Genomic DNA, 23,681 nt, shown 5'->3' with positions numbered 1-23,681 from the left:
GGCGGCTCCCTCAGGCGGTCTGTTGCGATGACACGAATGCCGCCAGGCTGGCTACGTTGGCAAAGTGCTTGCGGGTGTCTTTGGCTTCAGCGTCGATCTTGATGCCAAAGCGCTTCTGGATCGCCAGGCCGAGCTCCAGGGCGTCGACCGAGTCCAGGCCGAGGCCTTCGCCGAACAGCGTCAGGTCGGCGGCAATGTCTTCGGCCGCCATGTCTTCAAGGCCCAGGGCATCGATAATCAGGTTTTTAATTTCCAGCTGTAAATCGCTCATCTTTGGCGAGCTCCTTCATAAAGTGTTGGTGCAGAAAATCGTTGAGTTTGCGCGAGGCTATCGGCGGCGCCCCCATGGCATTGAACTGCTGTGGGTCAATATCCTCGCCTACGCGTAGGCGAATGTGAAAACGGCGCGACGGAATGCTGTACCAGGGCTCGGCTTTGGTCAGGGTGGTGGGGCTGACGCTGATCACCACTGGGGTGACGATGCGTGCGCCACGAATCGCGATGGCCGCTGCACCACGGTGAAACTCCGGGGCCTGCCCCGGCGTGGTGCGCGTGCCTTCGGGGAATATCACCAGGGTCTGGCCGCTTTGCAGCGCGCCGGCGGCTTCGTCGAGCATGTCCATGCTGCCGCTGTTGCTGATGAAGTGGGCCGCGCGCAGGGGGCCGCGCATGCTCGGGTTGTCCCACAGGGTTTGTTTGACCACGCAGTTGGCATCACGAATAAAGGCGATCAGCACCACCACATCGATCAGCGAGGGGTGGTTGGCGATGACCATTTGTCCCGGTTGACCGAGGCGTTCGATGCCTTCGACTTCGTAGGTCAGTACGCCGCTGCGGTACATAAAGCGCACGAACAGGTAGAAGGTTTTGCTCACCACCGCGCGGGCGCGGGTGCGCCGGCTCAGGGCATCGCCTGGCAGCAGGGTCAGCAGCGGGAAGATCAGCACGCGCAGCAGCACACCGCCGATGCCGAACAGGCTGAAGCTCAGGGCCGTGGCCACCAGCCGCCAGACATAGGGCGGGCTGTAACGGCTCAGGCCTTGTTGCGTGACCAGGTCCATTGTCGGTTCTTCCAGTGGTGCTGCAGGGTCGGCTGGTCGCTGCACAGGGCGCGGACCAGGTTGAGAGCGTGGGGCCATTCGCTGCCGGCGCCGTCGCCCCGGCTCAGGTGCAGCTGCCAGTCATCGCCCGGCGTCAGCAGTAGGCCAACGGCATAGGGGAACGGGACGTCGTCGATAAATGGCGCGTAAAGCTCGGGCGGAGTTTCTTCGGCAATCACCACCAGCACTGCTGGTGCGCCGTCGTGGAGCATGCCGCAGGCTTCCAATATGGCGTTTTCCAGGCCGTCGCCGGCGCCGGCAATGGCCGTCATTTCGCTGTGATCGCCGCGCTGGATCGACCATAGACCGATGATCGCGTTGTGCACCGAGAGGCTGAACTGGGTCGGCGACAGCGGCTCGTTGTGCGCCAGATCACTGAGAATGGTCAGGGTGCGCGGGGTTTCGCCATGCCGGCTGGCGAACACCATCGGTAATTGCGGGTGCGCTTCGGCCAGCGGCCAGGCGACGTGGAAGGCCATCCGCGCCAGGCGGCTCAGGCGGCGGCGCTGCATGGCCGGCAGCGCGCTGACATCCGGTTGCTGGCCCGCATCCACCAGGCGCGACGGTGCCTGATGCCAGGCGCACCAGTCAGCCGTGCTGTCCAGGCCAGGAGCCCAGGCACGCCATTGTTCGATCCTGAAATGTGTCACGCGGTGGGCATCCATGTCGGCTGCCGCCAGCCGCAACCAGCGGAGGGCTTGGCAGCAGGCATGGCGAAGTGCTGGCATTATCCAGACCGTACGGGCCGTGCGCAAATCTATGGCCTACTGTTCTGACCGGAGGCGGCGGGGTTTTGCCGAAAATCTCGCCCTTGTCACGTAGTTTGCATAGAATCCGGGACCATTTCGGGGTTTATGCGGGATTCAGGGGGTATTTCATGCGGCGCGTGATCTTCAATCAGAAGGGCGGTGTGGGGAAGTCCAGTATTGCCTGCAACCTGGCCGCGGTCAGTGCTTCCCAGGGCTATCGCACGCTGCTGATCGACCTGGATGCCCAGGCCAATTCGACCCATTACCTCACCGGCCTGACCGGTGAGGACATCCCCATGGGCATTGCCGAGTTCTTTAAAGGCACGCTGTCATCGGCGCCGTTCGGCAAGAAAGGCAGCGTGGATATCTACGAGACGCCGTTCGACAACCTGCATGTGGTCACCGCCACCGCCGAGTTGGCCGACCTGCAGCCGAAGCTTGAGCAAAAACACAAGATCAACAAGCTGCGCAAACTGCTCGAAGACCTCAGTGAAGACTACGAGCGCATCTACCTCGATACCCCACCTGCGCTGAATTTCTACACCGTCTCCGCGTTGATCGCGGCTGACCGCGTGTTGATTCCGTTTGACTGCGACAGCTTCTCGCGCCAGGCGCTGTATGGCCTGCTGCGCGAAATCGAGGAACTCAAGGAAGACCACAACGAGGGCCTGGAAGTCGAAGGCATTGTGGTCAACCAGTTCCAGCCGCGCGCCAGCCTGCCGCAGCAGCTGCTCGATGAGCTGATTGCCGAGGGTCTGCCGGTGCTGCCGGTCAACCTGATGAGTTCGGTGAAGATGCGCGAATCTCACCAGGCCTGCACGCCGCTGATCTATCTGGACCGCAACCACAAGTTGACTCAGCAGTTTGTCGAGCTGCATGACCTGCTCAACAGTGCTGATTGAGTTGAGTCTGGATAACAAAAAAGCTGCCTAGGCAGCTTTTTTGTTGGGCGAAGAAAACCTACCTGACGACGTAGATGTCGCAGGGCGCCTTGTGCAGGAAATGCTGCGCTAGGCTGCCGAGCAATGCTTGCGACAGTGCGCTGCGGCCGTGGCTGCCGAGTACCAGCAGTTCGGTGTTGGTGCTTTTCAGGCGCGCTTGCAGGCAACGCAGGATGCCGCCTTGCTCCACCGAATGAGTCAGGGTCGGGCCTTTCTCCGGTAGGTTCTGCGCTTCATCTTCCAGCAACTGGTTGATCAGGGCTTTTTGCGTGTTCAGTTGCGCTTCAACCTGCTTGGGCGTGCCCTTGTCTGGCTCGAAGACGTGCAGGGCGTGCAGTTCGGCCGTTTCCGGCAGCAGGCGGTAGGCCTGGCCGAGGGCGCTGCAGGCGCAGAGTGAAAAATCGATGGCCGCCAGTGCGCGCTGGTATGGCTTGAAATCGTTACGCGCTACCAGCAGCAGTGGCACCGGGCAGTTGCGGGCAATGCGGTCGAGGCTGGTGCCGGAGAAGAAGTCGTGGCGCTGGTGATGGCCGCCGAGTACCAGTAAGTCGCAACCCAGCTCATTAAGCTGTTGCAGCACCACTTCCGAGGGCTTGATGCCGGTGCGGATCAGCAGTTGGCTGCCGGGTGGGGCGTATTGGGTCAGGCTGCGGTCCAGCGCCTGCTTGGCCTGCTCATGCTCCTGACTGCTTTTACTCGGGTCGAGCACATGCAGGATGGTCAGTTTGGCGTTGAATTGCTTGGCCAGCTGCGTGGCGCGGCACAGCGCCATGTCGGCAGTGTCGCGCAGGTCGTGGGCAATAAGGATGTGGCTGGGCATGGTCGGCGTTCTCCTGCCGATGCATGTCGGCACATTTATTGTGACCTCGAGTCATAGCTGGACTTTTGACCTAGGGCAAGGTCAGGTGTCAGCGTGCGCGCAATTGGTAAAGGCCGCGACTCTCGGCCACTACTTCACCACTCTCATCGGTTAGCTGCAACTGTAAAACATACTCGGCTTTGCCCAGTTCTGTTGCCTGTTTTTGCAGCTGCTGGATTTCCTCTGCTGCAAGGTGTGCCTCGACTCGAATATCGCCGGTTGCCGGGCGGCGAAAGCGCAGGTTCATTTCCTTGATGATGGGGTAAAAGCGCTGGGCATCGAAGCTGGTGAGAAATAGCGCACCGCCTGGAATTTCCGCCAGGGTGAACAGCGCACCGGCGTACATGCTGCCGATATGGTTCTGGTTGCCCGCCAGCGGCATCAGCAGGCGCACGTGGCCGACTTCCAGCACTTCGGCCTTGAGCCCGCTGCGCTGGACAAAGGCAATCTGTTCTTCGGTGAGCTGGCGCACCAGTTCGATAGGCATCGTCATGCTTGGCTCCACAATTATTGTTGTGCAGCCAGCCTAAGGGTTGGTCATGGCTGCGGTAATGACCGCAATGCCATGGCGTGATTGACCAATCCGCTCAGATGCCCTGCTGACGCAACCAGCCGAGCAATTGCGGCAAGGGCAGCGCGCCACTCTGGCGAGCCACTTCGACGCCGCCCTTGAGCAGGATCAGCGTGGGGATCGAGCGAATGCCCATTTCAGCCGAGAGCTGAGGGTTGGCTTCGCTGTCCAGCTTGCTCAGGCGGCAGTGGCCTTGCAGCTGCGCGGCGGCCTGCTCATAGATCGGAGCAAAGCTGCGGCACGGGCCGCACCAACTGGCCCAGACATCAATCAGCAGCGGCAGGTCGCCCTTGTTCTGCGCGTCGAAGTTGGCTTGGGTCAGGTCGAACGGTGTGCTGGGTAGCACCTCCGATTTGCAACGGCCGCAGCGCGGCGCATCGCCCAAGCGCTCGGCGGGAATGCGATTGAGACCATTGCAGTGCGGGCAGGGGATCAGCAGAGGGTTGGACATGGGCGACTCCAGAGGCGGTTATCCCTTATCTGGAGTCGCTTGTGCGGATATCAAGGGCGATCAGCCCGCCGCGGCGTCCAGAGCCTGGGCCAGGTCGGCGAGGATGTCGTCGCTGTGCTCGATACCGATCGACAGGCGCACCATGTCGCGCGGTACGCCGGCGCGCTCCAGCTCTTCATCATTCAGCTGGCGGTGAGTGGTCGAGGCCGGGTGGCAGGCCAACGATTTGGCATCGCCGATATTCACCAACCGCACCACTAACTGCAGCGCATCGATAAAGCGTGCGCCTGCAGCCTGGCCGCCCACAATGCCAAAGGACAGGATCGAGGCCGGTTTGCCGCCGCAGAAACGCTGCGCCAGGGCGTGCTCGGGGTGATCAGGCAGGCCAGCGTATTTCACCCACGCCACCTGTGGATGATTTTGCAGGTAATGGGCGACCTTCAGCGCATTCTCGCAGTGGCGCTCCATGCGCAAGGCCAGGGTTTCCAGGCCTTGCAGAATCAGGAAGGCATTGAACGGCGACAGCGCCGCGCCGGTGTTGCGCAACGGCACCACGCGGCAGCGGCCGATAAAGGCCGCCGGGCCGAAGGCTTCGGTGTAGGTCACGCCGTGATAGGAAGGATCCGGGGTGTTGAGCAGCGGGAAGCGCGCCTTGTTGTCGGCCCATGGGAATTTGCCGGAATCCACCACGATGCCGCCGATGCTGGTGCCGTGGCCGCCGATGTACTTGGTCAGCGAATGCACGACGATGTCGGCACCGTGCTCGAACGGGCGGCAAAGAATCGGCGTGGCCACAGTGTTGTCAACGATCAGCGGTACGCCATGGCGGTGTGCAGCAGCGGCCAGTGCGGCCAGATCGACGATATTGCCGGCCGGGTTGCCGATGGATTCGCAGAACACCGCTTTGGTTTTGTCGTCGATCAGCGCTTCCAGGGCGGCGATGTCGTCATGGGCGGCGAAGCGGGTCTGGATGCCGAAGCGCGGCAGGGTGTGGGCCAGCAGGTTGTAGGTACCGCCGTAGAGTTTGGCCACCGAGACGATGTTGTCACCGGCTTCGGCGACGGTCTGGATCGCATAGGTGATCGCGGCCATGCCCGAAGCCACGGCCAGCGCGCCGACGCCACCTTCCAGCGCAGCCACGCGCTCTTCGAGCACGGCGTTGGTCGGGTTCATGATCCGCGAGTAGATGTTGCCGGCGACCTTCAGGTCGAACAGATCGGCACCGTGCTGGGTGTCGTCGAAGGCAAAGGAGCTGGTCTGGTATATCGGCACCGCCACCGCCTTGGTGGTCGGGTCAGGGCTGTAACCGGCGTGGATGGCCAGGGTTTCCAATTTCATGCGCGCGTTCCTTCAGGGCAGTTTGAAAGACCCGCAGCATGGCCAAAGCAAGAAGGCCCGGTCAATGCGCTGGAGCAATGAATCGGGCCTTGGGTTAGATCGATGTGTTCGCCGCTTATGCCGTCAAACCGGCGTCAGCGGGAAGAACCAGGGGATTACAAAACTGGCCTCCACCCACAGCAGCAGATTGAGTGGAATGCCGACCTTCATAAAGTCGGTAAAGCGGTAGCCGCCTGCGTTGTAGACGAAGGTGTTGGTCTGATAGCCGATGGGCGTGGCGAAGCTGGCGCTGGCGGCGAACATCACTGCGACCACAAAGGCGCGCGGGTCGACGCCCAGGTGCTGGGCCATGCCGATGGCAATCGGCGTGACCAGTACCGCTACCGCGTTGTTTGACAGCACTTCGGTAAGAATCGAGGTGAACAAATAGATAAACGACAGCATCAGCAGTGGCCCGGCCCAGGGCATCAGACCCATGACATTGCTGACCATCAGGCTGACCAGACCGACCTTGTCCATGGCGATACTGATGGCCAGCATGCCGAAAATCAGGCTGAGAATTTTCCAGTCTACTGCCTTGTAGGCGTCTTCCACGTCCAGGCAGCGGGTCGCCAGTACGGTCACCGCGCCGATGATCGCCAGGCCCTCGATGGGCATTACACCAAACGCGGCGAGGATCATCACCGCCAGGGTGGCGATAATCGCAATTGGTGCCTTATCGCGGCGGAACGCGCGTTCCTGCACGGCATTGAGGCTGATCAGCTCGCCGTTGTCGGCGAAACGCTTGATCTGCGTCGGCGTACCTTCCACCAGCATTACATCGCCGAACTGCAGTTCGAAGTCATCCAAGTTGCCCTGGATGTTCTCATCCTGACGGTGCACGGCGAGCACGGCGATACCGTAGCGCGCGGTGAGGTCGAGGTCGCGCATCGGCCGGTGGCTGTAGCGCGAGTTACGCCCGACGATGGCCTCGGCGAGGATCACATCATGGCTGCTGATGGTTTCGAAGGCATCGCTGCGGTTGAAAATCAGGTGGCCGCTTTCGCGCAGCTCCACCACATCCTTGACCTGGCCGTGCAGGACCAGTTGATCGCCCGCCACCAGCAGGGTGTCGTGGGCCGGTTCGGTGAGTTCCTGCTCGTCACGGAAGATTTTCAGTACCTGCAGGCCACTGCCACCGTTGAGGTTGGCTTCGTGCAGGGTCTTGCCGATTACGGGCGAATCATGCGGCACCAGCAGCTCGGTCATAAAGGTGCGGTCGAGGTTCGGGCGCAGCTGCTTGGACAGGGTTTCGCGCTCAGGCAACAGGCGATGGCCGATGGTCAGCAGGTAGGCCATGCCGAAGGCGGCCATGATCAGGCCTGCGCCGGTAATCTCGAAGATGCCGAAGGGTTCCAGGCCCGCCTTGCGCGCCACGCCGTCGACCAGAATATTGGTCGAGGTGCCGATCATGGTCAGGGTACCGCCGAGGATGGTGGCGTAGGACAGTGGAATCAGCAGTTTCGACGGCAAGGTGCCGGCACGGCGTGCCAGGGAAATTGCCACTGGGGTGAGAATGGCCACCACCGGTGTGTTGTTCAGGCAGGCGGAAATGACCAGGGCGGTGACGGTCAGCCCGGTGAGTACGCGAATCGGGCTGGTACCGACCAGATCGCCCAGCCAGTTGCCCAGGGCGTCGATGCAGCCGGTGCGCTCTAGTGCCGCTGAGAGTACGAACATGCAGGCGATGGTCACTGGCGCCGAGTTGCTCAGTACGCTGAGCACTTCCCCAGGCGTCAGCAGTTGGGTAATCAGCAGCGCAGCCACGGCGATGGCCGCGACGATGTCCGGGCTCCACTTCTCGCGCACAAAGGCGTACAGCACCCAGATCAGCAGGGCACCGACAAACAGCAAGGGCAGAGGAAGAGAGTCCCAGAACATGAACATCCTTAGCGTTGAATCTCGTGTGAGGTATCGGGCACGCCAATCCAGACGGGGCGGCCACGCAAGGCGGAGAAGATAAGGGTTGCTGCTTAGAGAGTCTAAGAATGTTTGGAAAGGTTTATATGCCTTTTCGATTTAATAGATAAGGCTGTACCGACCGCTCTGCCGCGCACTGTGCCTGTGCGCTGGAGCGGTGGCGGATTAGGCTCAAGGCTTTATCGAGCAGGAGGTGATATGCGTCAGCTAGGCATTCTGGGGGGCATGAGTTGGGAGTCGACGGCCAGCTATTACCGTTTGCTCAACCAGGGTGTGCGCGAGCGACTCGGTGGTTTGCATTCGGCGCCCTTGCTGCTGCATTCAGTGGACTTTGCCGAGATTGCCGAGCTGCAGCGGCGTGACGACTGGCAGACGGCTGGGCAGATACTGGCGCAGGCGGCTCAAGGGCTTGAACGGGCGGGAGCAACGGCCCTGCTGCTGGCCACCAACACCATGCACAAGGTGGCGCCGGCCATCGAGGCGGCGGTGCAGATACCGCTGCTGCATATCGGCGATGCGGTTGGTCAGGCCCTGCAATGCCAGGGTGTGCGCCGCGCGGCCTTGCTCGGTACGCGCTTTACCATGCAGGAGGACTTCTACCGCCAGCGCCTGGCCGAGCGCTTTGCGATTGAGGTGATCACTCCGGACGCGGCGCAGATGACGGAAATCGACCGGGTGATCTTTGCCGAGCTGTGCCAGGGCCAGTTTCTGCCGCAGGCGCGGGCGTTCTATCTGGACTGTTTGCGCACGCTACAAACCCAGGGCGCCGAGGTGGCCATCCTCGGCTGCACCGAGATCGGTTTGCTGCTCGATGGCCTGGACGCCCCACTGCCGCTGCTCGACAGCACCGAGCTGCATGTAGCCATGGGGCTGGAGTGGATGTTGGGGGCTTGAGCGCTGCTCAAGACGAGCAGCTGATTTCCAAGTGCTTGCCCCATTCCGGCGGGCGCTGGGCGTAGCGTTCGAAGCCTGGCTGCTCGTCGAAGGGCCGCGATAGCACTTGATGCAGTTCGCGCACCGGGGCGTAGTCGCCTTGCTCGGCGGCCTCGATCACTTGCTGCGCCAGGTAGTTGCGCAAGATGTACTTGGGGTTGACCGCGTGCATGCGCATGCGGCGTTGCTCCGTGTCGTCACCATCGCGTGCACTGCGCGCGAGGTAGTCAGCTGCCCAGGCATCGAAACCAGCCAGGTCGGTGAAATCGTCGCGCAGACGCGCTACGGCTTGCGCGGCCGGGCTGTCGCCGAGTTCGCGGAAGAACAGGGTGTAATCCACTGCGCTGCTCTGCATCAGTTGCAGCAGGTGCTGCACCAGGGCTTCATCGCCCTCATCGGCACTGAGCAGGCCCAGGCGCTTGCGCATCAGGTCGAGGTAATGCGCCTGGTACAACGGCAGGAACAGGCCAAGCGTCTCGCGCAGCGCGTCGACATCGACCAGCGGCACCAGGGCCTGGCCGAGGGCGGCGAGGTTCCACTGCGCAATCGGCACCTGATTGCTGAACGAGTAACGGCCTGTGTCATCGGAATGGTTGCAGATGTGCTGGGCATCGAAATCATCGAGAAAGGCGTAGGGACCGTAATCGAATGTGATGCCGAGGATCGACATATTGTCGGTGTTCATCACCCCGTGACAGAAACCGTAGGCCTGCCAGTAGGCGATCATCGTGGCGTTGCGTTCGATGACTTCGCGGAACATTGCCAGATACGGCTGTTCCTGCTGCAAACAGTCGGCGTAGTGGCAGTGCAGCACATGCTCGGCCAGCTGTTTGAGTTGCTCATGTTGCTGGGTGTAATAGAAGTACTCGAAGTGACCGAAGCGGATATGGCTGGGCGCCAGGCGCAGTACCATCGCCGCGCGTTCTTGTTTCTCCCGCCAGACCGGCGTGCTGGAGCCGGTCACGCACAACGCCCGCGAGCTGGGGATGCCGAGGGCGTGCAGGTGTTCACTGGCGAGAAACTCGCGGATCGATGAACGGAGTACGGCGCGGCCGTCGCCCATGCGCGAGTAGGGCGTTTGTCCGGCGCCTTTGAGGTGCAGGTCCCAGTACTCGCCGGCGTCGTTGATGACCTCACCCAGCAGCAGGCCACGGCCATCGCCCAGGCGCGGGTTGTAGCCGCCGAACTGATGCCCGGAATAGACCATGGCGCGTGGCTCGGCGGTGCTCCACAGCTTGTGCCCGGCGAAGATCTGCGCAAACACCTCGCTCTCGGCTTCACTCGGGTCCAGATCCAGCAAGGCCATGGCGGCCGGGCTGGCAACGACCAGGCGCGGCTCGGCAATCGGCTCGGGCAGTACGTGGGTGGAAAATACGTCGCCGAGGCGGGCAAAACGGTTGTCGAACTGCAGCTCGATAAGCGGCTTCACGGTCAGGCTCCAGCCGGGCACATACGGCCCGGCAGTGATGAGGTGGCAGCCCGCGCTGGCGGGCCTGGCGGCAAGCTACTGCGGGTCGATTGCAGGTGTCGGTGGTGGTAATTGTCCCTGCTGCGCATCGGCGGCCGCCGTGGCGGCCACCATTTGTCCGGTGGTCAGGTTGAGTTCCTGGCCGTGCAGGTTCTTGATCATCACCTCGACCTGGTTAAAGGCCATTTCCACGTTGTGCTCACGGAAGCTCAGGGCAATGCGCGTGAGGATTTCGTCGGTGGCGGCGTTGCGGTCGCCCAGCTCGCGCACATGGAAGCGCAGCTCGTAGTCGAAGGTACTGGCGCTGATGGTCAGGAAGAACAGCAGCGGCGCCGGATCGCGCAGTACCCGCGGGTTTTCCTCGGCGGCCTGCATCATCAGCTTGCGCGCCAGCGGCAGGTCGGTTTCGTAGGCTACGCCGATCTTCACGATGACCCGGGTAACCGTGTCGTTGAGCGACCAGTTGATCAGCTGGTCGGTGACGAAGGTCTTGTTCGGTACGATGATTTCTTTGCGGTCGAAATCGGTGATGGTGGTGGCGCGAATGCGGATCTTGCTCACGGTGCCGGACAGGTTGCCGATGGTCACCACGTCGCCGATGCGCACCGGGCGTTCGAACAGGATGATCAGGCCGGAAATAAAGTTGGCGAAGATTTCCTGCAAGCCGAAGCCCAGGCCCACCGACAGTGCGGCGACCAGCCATTGCAACTTGTCCCAGCTGACGCCGAGGGTCGACAGGGTGGTAACAAAGCCGATGGCTACGATCAGGTAGGACAGCAGGGTGGTGGTGGCGTAGGCGCTGCCTTGGGCCAGGTTCAGCCTGGAGAGCACCAGTACTTCGAGCAAGCCGGGCAGGTTGCGCCCCAGGGCGATGGTGATGCCGACGATGATCAGTGCGCCGAGCACATCGCTGAGGCTGATCGGCACCAGAGTGGCGGCATCACCGCTGCCGCTGCTGTATTGGTAGAGGGCGATGTTGTCGAGGTAGGCAAACACCGAGATCAGGTCCGCCCAGACCCAGTACAAGCCCGCGATAAAGGTGCCGAGCAGGGCCAGGCGAATTAGGCGCAGCGACTGCTGGTTGACCTGTTCGATATCCAGGGTCGGTTCTTCGACCACGGTTTCCGTGCCTTCGCCGCTGTCCTTGCTCTGTGCCTGGCGTTTGGCCGTGGCGCGCTGGTAGGCCAGGCGACGTGCTGCCACGCCCAGGCCGCGCACGAAGGTGGCCTCGATGACCAGCCAGATCACCAGCAGATACAGGGTGTTGATCAGACGGTCGCTGAGTTTCAGTGCGGTGTAGTAGTAGCCGAGGCCGACCGCGATGATCAGCGCCAATGGCAGCAGGCTCAGGCCGATGCCGATCAGCATGCGGAAGGCTGAGGCATGCTCGCGTGCCGGGCCAGTGAGTAGCAGTTTGTGCAGCAGCCAGACCATCAGTGCGTAGCAGGTCAGCACCACGGTCAGGCCGATCACGTCATCGCCCAGGCCGGCCGGTTGGTGTTTGGCCACCGTGACCACGGCGACCATGGCCATGACTACCAGACCCAGACGGCGTACCTGGCGATGCAGGAAGGCCACCTGTGAGCGGCCCCAGCGGAAGTGCAGCTCGGCCACGCCGCCATCGGCGAGGATGCGGTACAGGGTGTAGAACACCAGCCAGGCCTGGGCCATCTGGAATAGCGCCTCACCCAGGTTGGCGTTCTGTCCGCGGGCATCCATTTGCAGGGCGAAGCCGCACAGCGCCAGAAACAGCGTGCCCGGCAGGGCCAGCAATACGTTGAGCATGATCGCCATCGGCGTGTGCAACTGGCTGTCGCGTTTGAAGTGGCCGATGTCTTGATGCAGTTCTGCGAGCTTGCGGTACAGGTAGCCGCGGCGCCACAGCAACAGCGCAATCAGCAGCAGCAGGGGCAGGAACAGCAGTGGCCGCTCGGTCAGGCCTGCACCCAGCTGACGCAGGTTGGAGCCCCAGGGCAGTTCAGCAATCTGCCGTTCGAGCAGGCGCGGCACGGACTTGATCCACTCCAGATCCAGCGGTTTGTTGCTGGGGATCCAGAACATCTGCTCGTCGAGGGTGGCGCGCAGCGTTTCTGCGGTGGTTTTCAGCTGCTTCTGATTCAGCTGCAGGGTGATCGACTCATTGAGCAGGGCGTTCAGCTCACGGTTAAGGCGGTCGATCAGCTCGCGGCGGGTATCGGCGATGGCCAGCAGGTCGGTGCGCAGGGCCTGGTTGCCGGCCTCGTTAGGCTGGGCGCTGAGCAGGTTGTCGACATACACGCTGGGGTTGTTGATGGCTTCGCGCTGCTGATTGAGCTCGAACTGGTACAGGCGCAGGTCGGCGATCTGATCGGGCAGGTTGCTGTCGATCTTCAGTGTCGGCAGGGCTTGCTGCTGCTTATAGAGGATGCGCGAGAGCAGCAGGCTGCCTTGCAGCACGCTGATCTGTTCTTCCAGGGCCTGGTCGCTCTGGCTCAGGCTGTCGAGCTGCTGTTTGGTCTGCAGATTCAGGCGGGTCAGTTCATTGAGCCGATCGGTGGCGCGCAGCAGGTAATCGGAGAGCTTCAGGTTGATTGCGCTTTCCTGTGCCAGCAGGCTGTCGGTGCCGGCCTTTTCGACCTCGCGTGACTGTTCGGCCAGGGTTTGTTCGGAGAGGTCGCGGCGCTTTTCATTGATCAGGTTCTGCAGGTCGAGCAGTTCCTGTTCTAGGCGTTTGATGCGCTCTTCCAGCAGGCTGCGACGACTGTTACCGAGGTCCTGCAGCAGGCTGTTGCCGGCCAGTTCCTGGCGGCGCAGCTGTGTTTGCGCATCAAGCTTGGCCAGTTCGGCATTCAGCTGGTTACGCCGCTCGTTGCTCAGCGGTTTGCTGGCATCGCGGCCGCTTTTCAGGATGCTGTTGATTTCCTGGCTGCGGGTCTGGTTGCCGCTGATTTCTGCCTGGGCGCGTTCCGGGCGAGTCTGCGCAGTGATCACCAGGCTGTTGGCCTCGATGATCTGCTTCTGCCACTCGTTGAGTTGTGCGTTGCGATCGGCGAGCAATTGCTCGAGCTGCGGCAGTGTGCTTTTGCCGTAGCGCAGATTGACCTGGGTGGGCGTGCTGTTTTTCAGTCGCTCGTAATCGCGCTGCGCCTCGCCAATCAGGCGTGGGGCTTGCTGCAGCTGTTTCTCAAGGTCGGCGCGGCGCTGCTCGCTGTCGGCTTTTTCATCCAGCAGCGCCAGGGTTTTCTCCAGGGTCTGCTTGACGGCCAGCTGCTCGGCTTCCGGCAGCTTGCGGTCGGCCAGGTTGTCCAGGCTGCTTTGTACGTCAGCCCGGCTGGGAGGCTCGGCAGCCTGGAGCAGCGGGGCGCTCAGGCACAGCCCGAGCAGTGCGACGGCAAGATAAGTGCGAAGAGAGGGCATAGTGACGATCGTTGGCTCGAAAAGAGGCTGAGTTTAACAGGCGCCAGGTTAAGCGCCTGTGCCGCATATAACGGCTTTTGGGCGCTAGATTACGCTCTTGTGCTGCGCTTTTTTACGCAACAGCGCTGGCGCGTAACCCGGCGCTTAAAGGAAGAGCCCAGGGCCTGGGCGACTGCCTTCGGGGAATCTGACGCCGACCTTGCGGATCTTGTTCCCTTCCATGGCGGCCACTGTCCAGGTGAGGCCTTGCCATTCCACCTGGTCGCCGATAACTGGCGAGCCGCCAATCTTGTGCGCGATAAAGCGGCCCAGGTGCAGCTGGCCTTCGGCTCCTTGCAGTTGCAGGCCGTAGAGTGCGGCGATGGCGGCCAGTTCGGCATCGCCTTCCAGTACGAAGTCACCGAAGAAGCGCAGGTCCTGGCCGCGGGTGGGCGCCTGGCTGAACAGTTTGCCGAGGGCGGGCAGGTCATGTTCGTGGCCAACCACGCAGAGCAGGTCGCCGGCATCCAGAGTCGTGCTGCCGGAGGGGTGCAGCAGTTCCTTGCCCCGGAACAGCGCGGCGATACGCGTGCCTTCGGGCATCTTCAGTTCGCGCAAAGGCGCGCCGATGCACCATTTTTCCGCACCGAGGCGGTAGATAAACAGCTCCCACTGGCTGGTCGGGTGCACGTCCAGGCCAGCGCGCGATACCGGTGCGGGCTCTGGTGGGACGGTCACGCGCAGCAACTTGGCGGCAAACGGCAGGCTGGTGCCCTGCAACAGCAGCGAAACCAGCACGATAAAGAACGCCACGTTGAAGAACAGCTGGGCATTCGGCAGGCCGGCCATAAGTGGGAACACCGCCAGGATAATGGGCACCGCACCGCGCAGGCCGACCCAGGCGATAAAGGCGCGTTCGCGGTCATGGAAGGCCTTGAAGGGCAGCAGGCCGATAAAGATCGACAGTGGGCGGGCGAACAGAATCATCCACAGCGCCAGGCCCAGAGCCGGCAAGGCAATCGGCAGCAGCTCGTGCGGGGTGACCAGCAGACCGAGAACCAAGAACATACCGATCTGCGCCAGCCAGGTCAGGCCGTCGAGCATATGCAGGATGCCGTGGCGCGAGCGAATCGGCCGGTTGCCGAGCAGCAGGCCGCACAGATAGATCGACAGAATGCCGCTTCCACCGACGGCGGTGGTGATGGCGAAAATGATCAAACCGCCGCTGACTACCAGCAGCGGATACAGGCCGTTGGCCAGTTCCATGCGGTTGATCAGGTTGAGCAGCAGCCAGCCGCCACCGAGGCCGAACAGCGCGCCGATGCCGAACTGCTGCAGCAACTGCACCAGCAAGCCCCAGCTCAGGCCGTCCTGACCGCTGGCGAGCATGGCGATCAAGGTGACGGTGAGGAACACCGCCATCGGGTCGTTGCTGCCGGACTCGATTTCCAGGGTGGCGCTAACCCGTTCGTTCAGGCCGCGCCCGCCGAGCAGGCTGAATACCGCAGCGGCATCGGTGGAGCCGACGATGGCGCCGATCAGCAGGCCTTCCATCCAGCTCAGGTCGAACAGCCAGGCCGCTGCTACGCCGGTCAAACCCGCAGTGATCAATACACCAACGGTGGCCAATGAGAGGGACGGCCACAGGGCGACGCGAAAGCTGGAGACCCGCGTTCGCATACCACCATCGAGCAAGATGATGGCTAACGCCAGGTTGCCGACCAGATAGGCCAGTGGGTAGTTGTTGAAGACAATGCCGCCAGGGCCATCGGTGCCGGCGAGCATACCGACAGCGAGAAAGATCACCAGAATCGGGATACCGAAGCGCGAGCCGAATGCACTGACCAGGATGCTCATTGCGACCAGAACGCCACCGATCAAAAACAGATTATTGATGGTGCTGGCATCCAAGGCGCGTACTCCGTGCGGGTTGGTGAGCGTGCCACTATGCATGGCGCGTGCCAGAGATTCTAACCGCTGCCTTCACACCGCGCTCAAAAAAAACGCCCCGCGTTCAGCGGGGCGTCAGTTTCAACAGCGCTTCGCTGGGTTCAGAACCAGGCGTCCTGCATGCCCAGGCAGGTGTCGTCGCGGGCTTCGAGAATCGCCAGGTCGTGGTGGCAGCTCGGTACTTCCCAGGTCAGGAAGTAACGCGCGGCCTGCAGCTTGCCCTGGTAGAAGTCGACATCGCTGGGATTGCCTTTCGCCAAGCCTTCCTCTGCGCGGATTGCCTGTTCCAGCCAGCGCCAGCCGATCACGGTATGGCCGAACACCTTCAGGTACAGCGCTGAGTTGGCCAGGCCTTCGTTGACCTTGCCGCTCATCAGGTCGCCCAGCAGCGCCAGGGTCACGGTTTGCAAGCGTGCCAGCAGTTGCTCAAGAGGCTGGCGCAGTGCGGTCAGCGAGGCGTGGGCTTCGGCGCGTTGGCAGGTACCGTGGATCAGCTTGAGCAATTGCTTGAGCGCCGCGCCGCCGTTCATCGAGACCTTGCGGCCGAGCAGGTCGAGGGACTGGATGCCGTGGGTGCCTTCGTGGATCGGGTTGAGGCGGTTGTCGCGGTAGTACTGCTCCACCGGGTAATCGCGGGTGTAGCCGTGACCGCCGAGAATCTGGATGGCCAGCTCGTTGGCTTTGAGGCAGAACTCCGACGGCCAGGATTTAACGATTGGGGTGAGCAAGTCGAGCAGCTCCAGGGCGATGCGCCGTTCTTCCTCGGTCTCCAGGGTTAGGGTGTCGTCGAACAGCCGCGCGGCGTACAGACCGAGGTCGAAGGAACCTTCCACGTAGGCTTTCTGGGTCAGCAGCATGCGGCGCACGTCAGCGTGCTCGATGATCGCCACCTGGCTGGAGGTCGGGTCCTTGCCATCGGGCAAGCGGCCTTGCGGGCGCTGGCGGGCATAGTCCAGCGAGTACAGGTAGCCGGCGTAGCCGAGCATCACCGCGCCCATGCCGACGCCAATGCGCGCTTCGTTCATCATCTGGAACATGTAGCTCAGGCCATGGTGCGGTTTGCCCACCAGGTAGCCGACGCAATCGCCGTTATCACCGAAGTTCAGCGCGGTGGAGGTGGTGCCGCGCCAGCCCATCTTGTGGAACAGCCCGGCCAGGACCACGTCGTTGCGCTTGCCCAGGCTGCCGTCATCATTGACCAGAAACTTCGGCACGATAAACAGGCTGATGCCTTTAACGCCCGCCGGGGCATCCGGCAGCTTGGCCAGCACCATGTGCACGATGTTTTCCGACAGCGGATGGTCGCCGCCGGAGATAAAGATCTTGTTGCCCTTGAGCCGGTACGTGCCGTCTTCGGCTGGTTCGGCGCGGGTGCGGATGTCCGACAGCGAGGAGCCGGCATGGGGCTCGGTCAAGGCCATGGTGCCGAAGAAGCGGCCGTCGATCATCGGCTGCAGAAAGCGCTGCTTCTGCTCAGTCGTGCCGAAGTTCTCGATCAGGTTGGCCGCGCCCATGGTCAGGAACGGGTACGAAGTGGTCGCCGCGTTGGCCGACTGGAAGTGGGCGAAGCAGGCCTGCGACAACAGGTTGGGCAGCTGCATGCCGCCGACTTCGAATTCGCGGGTGGCGTTGAGGAAGCCGGCCTCGAGGAAGGCATCCACCGCCGGTTTCACTTCGGGGATCAGCACCGCAGCGCCGTCGACATACTCCGGCTCGTGTTCGTCATTTTTGCGGTTGTGCGGGGCGAACAGGTTTTCCGCGATGCTGCGGGCGGTGTCGATGGCCGCGTCAAAGGTTTCGCGGCTGTGTTCAGCGAAACGCTCACGCTGGGTCAGGCCTTCGGCGTCCAGCACTTCATACAGCTCAAAGGCCAGGTTGCGGGAACTGAGCAGGGACTCGGACATGGGTGTACCTCCGGTTGCGATGAGCCGAGTCTAAGCAGCTGCACGTGCGGCTCCCAGCACTATTAATAAGCGTGATAACGGGGCGTTGGGCCGGAGCGGTCGGGTAGGGTGGGTGACGCTTTATCCATCCAGCAGATCGCCAAGGTGGATGAAAAGACGTCATCCACCCCGACGGGGCTGTGCAGCAAAGGGCGTGCTTATTGGACAAAGCCCTGCGCCAGCTCGCGGGTTAGCTCAGCGGCGCCGATATTCTTGCAGCCGCTGACATTCTGCCCCGCCCAGAGCGGAGAGAAATCACCGCTGCCCAGGCTTTCAGCTTTGCTGCGCAAAGGCGCAATGGCGGCCGTCGCCAGTGGGAAGGCGGGTGCCAGCGGGCTGATTGGGCCCAACTCGCGCATCACCCGGTTGACGATGCCCCGCGCCGGGCGGCCGCTGAACAAGTTGGTCAGGGCCGTGTGCTGTGCAGCCGGGCTGTGCAGGGCGGCGCGGTGAATGGCGCTGGTGCTGGCTTCATCACAGCACAGGTACGCGGTGCCGATCTGCACCCCCGCCGCGCCAAGCGCCATGGCCGCGCGCACGCCTTGGGCATCGGCGATGCCGCCAGCGGCAATCACCGGCACGCGCACCGCCTGGACGATCTGCGGCAGCAGGGCGAAGGTGCCGAGCTGGCTGCTCAGCTCATCGCTGAGGAACATGCCGCGATGGCCGCCGGCTTCCAGCCCCTGGGCGATGATCGCATCTGCGCCAGTGGCTTCGAGCCACAACGCCTCTTCAACCGTAGTCGCCGAGCTGAGCACCTTGGCCCCGCACGCTTTTACGCGCGCCAACAGCTCAGCCGAGGGCAGGCCAAAGTGAAAGCTCACCACGGCCGGCCGGAATTCATCGAGCAGATCGGCCATCTCGGCACTGAACGGCAGGCGGCCGGGACCGCTGGCAATCGTCGCGGGATCAATGCCGACCTCGCGGTAATACGGACTCAGCGCCTCACGCCAGGCGGCTTCGCGTGTGTCGTCGGCTGTTGGCGGTGTGTGGCAAAAGAAATTCAGGTTATAGGGCCTGCGCGTCTTCTCGCTGAGCGCCTGCAGCTCCTTGCGCAGGCCGGCCGCATCAAGCATGGCGCAGGGCAGCGAACCCAGCGCGCCGGCGTTGGATACGGCAGCGGCTAAACCATGCAGCTGCATGCCAGCCATGGGGGCCTGGATCAGTGGTAGCTCAATGCCCAATAGGTCTCGCAATGACATGTGGGTTCTCTTTTGCCGGATGGATCAGTGGCCACCGTACTGATCCATCCGGCGCCTGGCAAACTGGTAAACTGCCCGGCCACAGGAGTCCGCCCAATGAACTACCGCCACGCCTTCCATGCCGGCAACCATGCCGATGTGCTGAAACACTATGTCCTCACTCGCCTGATTGCCCTGCTGTCACGCAAGGAGGCGCCGTTCGCCTACCTCGACAGCCATGCGGGTATCGGTCTGTATGACCTGCGCGGCGATCAAGCCAGCCGCACGGGTGAGTGGCTGGAAGGTATCGCCCGGCTGTGGCAGGCCACCGATGTACCGGACCCGCTGCTGGATTATCTGGAGGTGATTCGGGCGATGAACCCGGATGGCGAGCTGCGTCATTACCCCGGCTCGCCGGAGCTGGCGCGCCTGCTGACCCGCGAGCAAGACCGCTTGCACTTGAACGAGAAGCACCCGGAAGACGGTCGTCTGCTCAAGGAAAACATGCACGGCGATCGCCGCGTGGCCGTGCACCTGGGTGAGGGTTGGTATGTGCCACGCGCCCTGCTGCCAACCCGCGAGAAGCGCGCCCTGCTGTTGATTGATCCGCCGTTCGAGCAGGTCGATGAGATGGAGCGCTGCGCCCAATCCCTGAGCGAAGCCATCGGCCGTATGCGTCAGGCGGTGGTGGCGATCTGGTACCCGATCAAGGACCTGCGCCAGTTGCGGCGTTTCTACAGCGACCTGCAAAAGAGCAAGGCACCCAAGCTGCTGCGCGTCGAGCTCTACGTACACCCCACCGACGAAGCAGCGCGCTTGAATGGCTCCGGCCTGGTGATCAGCAATCCGCCATGGGGTTTGGAAGACGAACTCAAGCAGATCCTGCCATGGCTCGCTCAGCTGCTCGGGCAAAGCCAGGGCGGCTGGCGCCTGGATTGGCTGATTGAGGAAGGCAGCGCGGGCTAGCGACCTTTGCTCGGTTCAACAAAGTAGCTCAGCTGCTGGCGCGGGTTGAGGTACTCCAGCGCTTCGCGCGGCAGCTGCGCCGGGCGCAGGCTGCTGGCGATGCCGAGGCGTGTTTCCTGTTCCAGGTCGATGATCAGCGCCTCGTTTTTGGGCACTTCGGCATCGTAGACCACCAGCGTCGGTTTCAGCGGCAGGCTCGGGTTCATGCCCAAGACCAGGCCGTAACGCTGGTCATCCAGCTGCACCAGGCAGCCCGGCGGATACACCCCCATGCAGCGGATAAAGGCTTTCAGCGCCACCGCGTCGAAGCGCGCATTGTATTGCTTGAACATCAACGCCAGCGCTTCGTGTGGGCTCAGGCCATCACGCGGGTTGAGCGGGTTGCACAGGTTGTCGAACTGGTTGGTGATGCACACCAGACGGCTTAGTCGGCCGATGGCCGCTTCACGCAGCTGACGCGGGTAACCGCTGCCGTCGCAGTATTCATGGTGCTCGTTGATGACGCGCAGCACTTCATCATCCAGCATCAGCTTGTGGCCCATGCGCAGGCCAAATTCACAGTGCAGCTGCAGTAGCTGCTGTTCCGGACGTGTCAGCGGCTCACTTTTCAGCAGGACCTTGCTGGGCACCTCCAGTTTGCCGACATCGTGCAGCAGCGCCCCCATGCCGAGGACATGACAGTCCTCGCTGTCCAGGCCGAGTTGGCGACCCAGCATCAGGCTCAGCACCGTGACGTTCAGGGAGTGCAGGTAATTGTCTTCGGCTGCCTTGCTGTTGATGGTGTGCAGCACTGCGCCGCTGCCACCTAGCAGCGTATCAACCATCGCGCCCACCACCTCGCCAGCCTGTTTGCAGGCTTCTTCTGGACGGCTGCGCAGCGTCTGGTTGAGGGTTTTGACCTGTTGGCTGGCCTGAACGAATTTGCGATCCACTTCGGCCAGGCGTTTGCGCAGGGCCTTGAGTTTTTCCGCACGGGCCAGGCTGGCCTGCTGCTGTGGCGAGGGCGGTGTGACCGGTACTGGGGTGACGACCGTTGCTGTGGGTTCGGTCGCGCTCAGGGGCTCACAATCACTGCGCTCGGGGTCATAGCGCAGGCGTGCAACCCCCAAGGCGCGCAGGGCCTTGATCTGGTTTTCATCCTTGATCTTGAAGTTGCTGAAGGCAAAGTTATGTTCCCACCAGGCCAGTTCAAGCTGGATATACAGGCCGACACACAGCTGGTCGGGGGATATGTAGGCTGAGGGTGCGGGCATGCGGGTGTCGAGGATGATGGCTAATGGCTTGCAGTCTAGCGGTTTGCCTACCTCGTGGCAGCAGGCGACAGCGGCTTCTGCACTATTTACCGGGTGGCGTGCCGGCTGGCGTTGTGTCCTGCAGCGCGTGCTCGACTTCCTCTGCCCATTGCAGCCAGGACTGTTCACCCAGAATGCCGCGCCGCAGCGTGAGGTAAGGCATGCGCAGAGCGTGGCGCTGCTCGGCGGGTAAGCCGTGGTAGTCGCGCTCAATGCTCAACAGGCTATCCAGCGTTTTGCGGTGCACGGCGATATGCCGCTGCATTTCTTCACGCAGGTTGTCGGGTGAGGTGTGTGCGCCGGCATACAGCTTCACCAGCAGCGCATCGTTGATGGTATTCGGCTGCACTGGCTCGCCGAGCCAGCGCAGCAGTTCGGCATGGCCGGCTGGGGTCAGGCGGTAGTTCTTTTTGTCCGGACGGGTATCTTGTGTTTGTGCTTCAAACGCCAGCCAGCCGGCTTCGCTGAGCTTTTTCAGCTCCAGGTACACCTGCTGGTGTTTGGCGTTCCAGAAGTAACCCAGGCCATCCTTGAAGCGCTTGAACAGGTCGTAACCGCTGCCGGGCTCGCTTTCGAGCAGAATCAAAATTGCGTGCTTGAGTGACATGGGCGGACTTTAACGGCTGCTGCCTGAGATGCGCCGCAGTATACGGGATATGCAAAAAGTTGCATGGGTGGTGAATGCTTGCCTATTATGCAAAAACTTGCATAACAAAAATAACCACGGAGCTGCCCATGAAACGCACAGGAACCCGCTTTCGTTCGCGTCTGGCGCGCAATGATTACGACGCCATCATCATCGGCTCCGGCATCGGCGGCCTGACCACGGCCGCGCTGCTGGCCAAGCTCGGTAAGCGCGTGTGTGTGCTGGAGCAGCATTACACTGCCGGCGGCTACACCCACAGCTATGAGCGCGAAGGCTATGAGTGGGACGTGGGCGTGCATTACATCGGCGAGGTGCACAAACCCTGGTCGATGATCCGTCGGGTGTTCGATGTGATCAGCGACGGCCACCTCGAATGGGCGCCAATGGACGCCCATTACGACCGCATCGTGATGGGCGAACAGACCTATGACTACGTGGCCGGGCGTGATGAATTCAAAGCGGAGATGGCGCGCCATTTCCCCGGCGAGGCCGCAGTGCTCGACCGCTATGTCGATCTGCTCAGCGAGGTCAGTGCCAAGGTGCCGCGCTTTTTTGCGGGTCAGGCGCTGCCGCGCTCACTGGGTATGCTCTACGGCAAATTGCGCCGTCTGTGGCTGCCGGATTACTTCTTCAAAACCACCCGTGAAGTGCTTGAAGGTCTGACCGACAATCAGGAGTTGATCGGCGTGCTGACCGCGCAGTGGGGTGATTACGGCCTGCCGCCGGCCGAAGCCGCCTTTGTGATGCACGCTATGGTCGCCAAGCACTACATCACCGGCGGCAACTATCCGGTGGGCGGCGCGACAAAGATTTCCGAGACCATCATCCCGGTGATCGAGGCGGCAGGCGGTCATGTATTCACCTATGCCGGGGTCGACAAGATCCTGGTCGAAAAGGGCCGTGCGGTCGGTGTGCGTTTGCAGAAAGACGGCGTCGAGATTCGCGCGCCGCAGATCGTCAGCTGCGCCGGCCTGGTGCCGACCTATACCCGTCTGCTCGAACCGCAAGTTGCGAGCGACCATGGCCTGCTGGAGCAACTGCCCAAGGTCAAACTGTCGGCCGCCACCCTGTGCCTGTACGCCGGGTTTAAGGGTAGCGCCGCCGAGTTGAAGCTGCCGAAGACCAACTACTGGGTCTACCCGAGTCATGATCACGACCACAACGTCAGCAGCTTTATGGCCGGACAGAATCCGGCGATGCCGCTGATCTACATCAGCTTCCCCTCGGCCAAAGACCCGGCCTGGGATGCGCATTACCCGAACAAGGCCACGGTGGAGATCGTCGCGCCGACCCAGCCGCAGTGGTTCGCCCAGTGGAAGGGCACCACCTGGGGCAAGCGCGGTGCCGAGTACGAGGCGTTCAAGGCCGAGTTGACTGCGCAGCTGCTGGAAACCCTCTACCAGCATCAGCCGCAACTGCGCGGTGCGTTGGATTTCTGCGAGCTGGGCACGCCGCTGTCCACGGAGTGGTACCAGTGGAACGAACAGGGTGAAATCTACGGGATTGATCACACGGTCGCGCGTTTCGAGCAGCACTGGATTCACACCCAGACGCCGATCAAGGGCCTGTACCTGACCGGGGCGGATACGGTGACGGCTGGCGTGGGCGGCGCGTTGATGGCCGGGGTCATGACCGCCTCGCGGATGCTCGGCTGGCGCGGTTACAGGGTGGGCAAGTTGTTGAAAAGCTGGAAGGCACAAGCGCCTACCGCCGCCAGTGCGACGGCGGATGCAGCGGGCTAAACCACGACGTCGACGCTATTGCCCAGATTGGGCGGGTTGCTCGGCAGGCTGGCTGGCGTGGCGGCCTCAATCAGGCCACCGATGTTGGCGGCCTGCAGTTCCAGGGTCTTGCGCAGTAACAGCAGCGAGGCCATGGCGGAGGCTTGAGCCGAGGCCTGGGACGCCACCTGGTTGGTCAGGCTGCTGAGTTCCATGGGGGTTCCTTCTGCGTCAGGTG

20 protein-coding genes are annotated in these 23,681 nt (G+C 62.4%); 4 read left to right on the top strand and 16 right to left on the bottom strand.

Annotation, left to right across the window (positions count from 1 at the left end; genetic code table 11):
• Positions 1 to 10: 10 nt before the first annotated feature.
• The 3 genes from ALTER154_RS06445 to ALTER154_RS06435 are packed head-to-tail and all read right to left on the bottom strand — an operon-like array spanning position 11 to position 1,750.
• Positions 11 to 271, bottom strand: a complete 261-nt coding sequence (locus ALTER154_RS06445; RefSeq protein ID WP_090249897.1) for a phosphopantetheine-binding protein — start codon at positions 269 to 271, stop codon at positions 11 to 13.
• The gene (locus ALTER154_RS06440) at positions 246 to 1,061 is read right to left on the bottom strand and encodes a 1-acyl-sn-glycerol-3-phosphate acyltransferase (protein ID WP_170049505.1); all 816 of its coding nucleotides are present in this window, start codon (positions 1,059 to 1,061) and stop codon (positions 246 to 248) included. The genes ALTER154_RS06445 and ALTER154_RS06440 overlap by 26 nt, the downstream gene beginning before the upstream one ends.
• Positions 1,034 to 1,750: a beta-ketoacyl synthase chain length factor gene (locus ALTER154_RS06435; RefSeq protein ID WP_160085729.1), complete on the bottom strand. Its 717-nt coding sequence runs from the start codon at positions 1,748 to 1,750 to the stop codon at positions 1,034 to 1,036. The genes ALTER154_RS06440 and ALTER154_RS06435 overlap by 28 nt, the downstream gene beginning before the upstream one ends.
• Positions 1,751 to 1,977: 227 nt before the next feature.
• On the opposite strand from ALTER154_RS06435, the gene ALTER154_RS06430 reads away from it, so the two are divergent.
• Entirely contained in the window at positions 1,978 to 2,751 is a 774-nt protein-coding gene (locus tag ALTER154_RS06430) for a ParA family protein (protein WP_090249893.1), read from the top strand.
• A gap of 58 nt (positions 2,752 to 2,809) precedes the next feature.
• Here ALTER154_RS06430 and ALTER154_RS06425 read toward each other — a convergent pair whose 3' ends face one another.
• From ALTER154_RS06425 to ALTER154_RS06405, 5 genes are all read right to left on the bottom strand, one after another.
• Positions 2,810 to 3,610, bottom strand: coding sequence for a universal stress protein (locus ALTER154_RS06425; RefSeq protein ID WP_160085728.1), 801 nt, complete (start codon positions 3,608 to 3,610; stop codon positions 2,810 to 2,812).
• Positions 3,611 to 3,698: 88 nt separating this feature from the next.
• Complete coding sequence (locus ALTER154_RS06420) at positions 3,699 to 4,142, bottom strand: YiiD C-terminal domain-containing protein (protein WP_090249887.1); 444 nt, start codon at positions 4,140 to 4,142, stop codon at positions 3,699 to 3,701.
• Between the two features lie 94 nt (positions 4,143 to 4,236).
• Positions 4,237 to 4,671: a thioredoxin TrxC gene (trxC, locus tag ALTER154_RS06415; protein ID WP_160085727.1), complete on the bottom strand. Its 435-nt coding sequence runs from the start codon at positions 4,669 to 4,671 to the stop codon at positions 4,237 to 4,239.
• A gap of 60 nt (positions 4,672 to 4,731) precedes the next feature.
• Positions 4,732 to 6,009 (bottom strand): bifunctional O-acetylhomoserine aminocarboxypropyltransferase/cysteine synthase, encoded by a 1,278-nt coding sequence (locus ALTER154_RS06410; protein WP_090249883.1) that lies wholly within the window; start codon positions 6,007 to 6,009, stop codon positions 4,732 to 4,734.
• 123 nt (positions 6,010 to 6,132) lie between these two features.
• Positions 6,133 to 7,929 carry an SLC13 family permease gene (locus tag ALTER154_RS06405; RefSeq protein WP_160085726.1) on the bottom strand — a complete coding sequence of 599 codons (1,797 nt, stop codon included), beginning with the start codon at positions 7,927 to 7,929 and terminating at the stop codon, positions 6,133 to 6,135.
• Positions 7,930 to 8,166: 237 nt separating this feature from the next.
• Here ALTER154_RS06405 and ALTER154_RS06400 point away from each other — a divergent pair, with 237 nt between their 5' ends.
• On the top strand, positions 8,167 to 8,862 hold the full coding sequence (locus ALTER154_RS06400; protein ID WP_160085725.1) for an aspartate/glutamate racemase family protein: 696 nt from the start codon (positions 8,167 to 8,169) through the stop codon (positions 8,860 to 8,862).
• Positions 8,863 to 8,869: 7 nt separating this feature from the next.
• Here the strand turns inward: ALTER154_RS06400 and selO are convergent, their stop codons facing one another.
• The 5 genes from selO to ALTER154_RS06375 form a co-directional block, all read right to left on the bottom strand.
• The gene (gene selO, locus ALTER154_RS06395) at positions 8,870 to 10,330 is read right to left on the bottom strand and encodes a protein adenylyltransferase SelO (protein ID WP_160085724.1); all 1,461 of its coding nucleotides are present in this window, start codon (positions 10,328 to 10,330) and stop codon (positions 8,870 to 8,872) included.
• Positions 10,331 to 10,405: 75 nt separating this feature from the next.
• Positions 10,406 to 13,765: a mechanosensitive channel MscK gene (mscK, locus tag ALTER154_RS06390; RefSeq protein ID WP_160085723.1), complete on the bottom strand. Its 3,360-nt coding sequence runs from the start codon at positions 13,763 to 13,765 to the stop codon at positions 10,406 to 10,408.
• Between the two features lie 144 nt (positions 13,766 to 13,909).
• Complete coding sequence (locus ALTER154_RS06385) at positions 13,910 to 15,655, bottom strand: potassium/proton antiporter (RefSeq protein WP_160090030.1); 1,746 nt, start codon at positions 15,653 to 15,655, stop codon at positions 13,910 to 13,912.
• A gap of 140 nt (positions 15,656 to 15,795) precedes the next feature.
• Complete coding sequence (locus ALTER154_RS06380; RefSeq protein WP_160085722.1) at positions 15,796 to 17,598, bottom strand: acyl-CoA dehydrogenase; 1,803 nt, start codon at positions 17,596 to 17,598, stop codon at positions 15,796 to 15,798.
• Between the two features lie 197 nt (positions 17,599 to 17,795).
• Positions 17,796 to 18,839 carry a nitronate monooxygenase family protein gene (locus ALTER154_RS06375; protein WP_160085721.1) on the bottom strand — a complete coding sequence of 348 codons (1,044 nt, stop codon included), beginning with the start codon at positions 18,837 to 18,839 and terminating at the stop codon, positions 17,796 to 17,798.
• Positions 18,840 to 18,935: 96 nt separating this feature from the next.
• Here ALTER154_RS06375 and ALTER154_RS06370 point away from each other — a divergent pair, with 96 nt between their 5' ends.
• On the top strand, positions 18,936 to 19,784 hold the full coding sequence (locus ALTER154_RS06370; protein WP_160085720.1) for a 23S rRNA (adenine(2030)-N(6))-methyltransferase RlmJ: 849 nt from the start codon (positions 18,936 to 18,938) through the stop codon (positions 19,782 to 19,784).
• On the opposite strand, the gene ALTER154_RS06365 is transcribed toward ALTER154_RS06370, so the two are convergent.
• Both ALTER154_RS06365 and ALTER154_RS06360 read right to left on the bottom strand, forming a co-directional pair.
• The gene (locus ALTER154_RS06365) at positions 19,781 to 21,037 is read right to left on the bottom strand and encodes an HD-GYP domain-containing protein (RefSeq protein WP_160085719.1); all 1,257 of its coding nucleotides are present in this window, start codon (positions 21,035 to 21,037) and stop codon (positions 19,781 to 19,783) included. The genes ALTER154_RS06370 and ALTER154_RS06365 overlap by 4 nt on opposite strands.
• Before the next feature lie 82 nt (positions 21,038 to 21,119).
• Positions 21,120 to 21,683 carry a PadR family transcriptional regulator gene (locus tag ALTER154_RS06360; RefSeq protein ID WP_160085718.1) on the bottom strand — a complete coding sequence of 188 codons (564 nt, stop codon included), beginning with the start codon at positions 21,681 to 21,683 and terminating at the stop codon, positions 21,120 to 21,122.
• A 128-nt stretch (positions 21,684 to 21,811) separates the two neighbouring features.
• On the opposite strand from ALTER154_RS06360, the gene ALTER154_RS06355 reads away from it, so the two are divergent.
• The gene (locus ALTER154_RS06355) at positions 21,812 to 23,464 is read left to right on the top strand and encodes an NAD(P)/FAD-dependent oxidoreductase (RefSeq protein ID WP_160085717.1); all 1,653 of its coding nucleotides are present in this window, start codon (positions 21,812 to 21,814) and stop codon (positions 23,462 to 23,464) included.
• Here ALTER154_RS06355 and ALTER154_RS06350 read toward each other — a convergent pair.
• The gene (locus ALTER154_RS06350) at positions 23,461 to 23,658 is read right to left on the bottom strand and encodes a putative motility protein (RefSeq protein WP_160085716.1); all 198 of its coding nucleotides are present in this window, start codon (positions 23,656 to 23,658) and stop codon (positions 23,461 to 23,463) included. The two genes, ALTER154_RS06355 and ALTER154_RS06350, sit on opposite strands and share 4 nt — an antisense overlap.
• Between the last annotated feature and the right edge of the window lie 23 nt (positions 23,659 to 23,681).

Origin of the sequence: Pseudomonas sp. 9AZ, from assembly GCF_902506525.1 — a bacterium.
Classification (GTDB): Bacteria; Pseudomonadota; Gammaproteobacteria; order Pseudomonadales; family Pseudomonadaceae; genus Aquipseudomonas; species Aquipseudomonas peli.
Note: the sequence above shows the minus strand (reverse complement) of the source record. Positions and strands in the feature narration are given on the sequence as shown.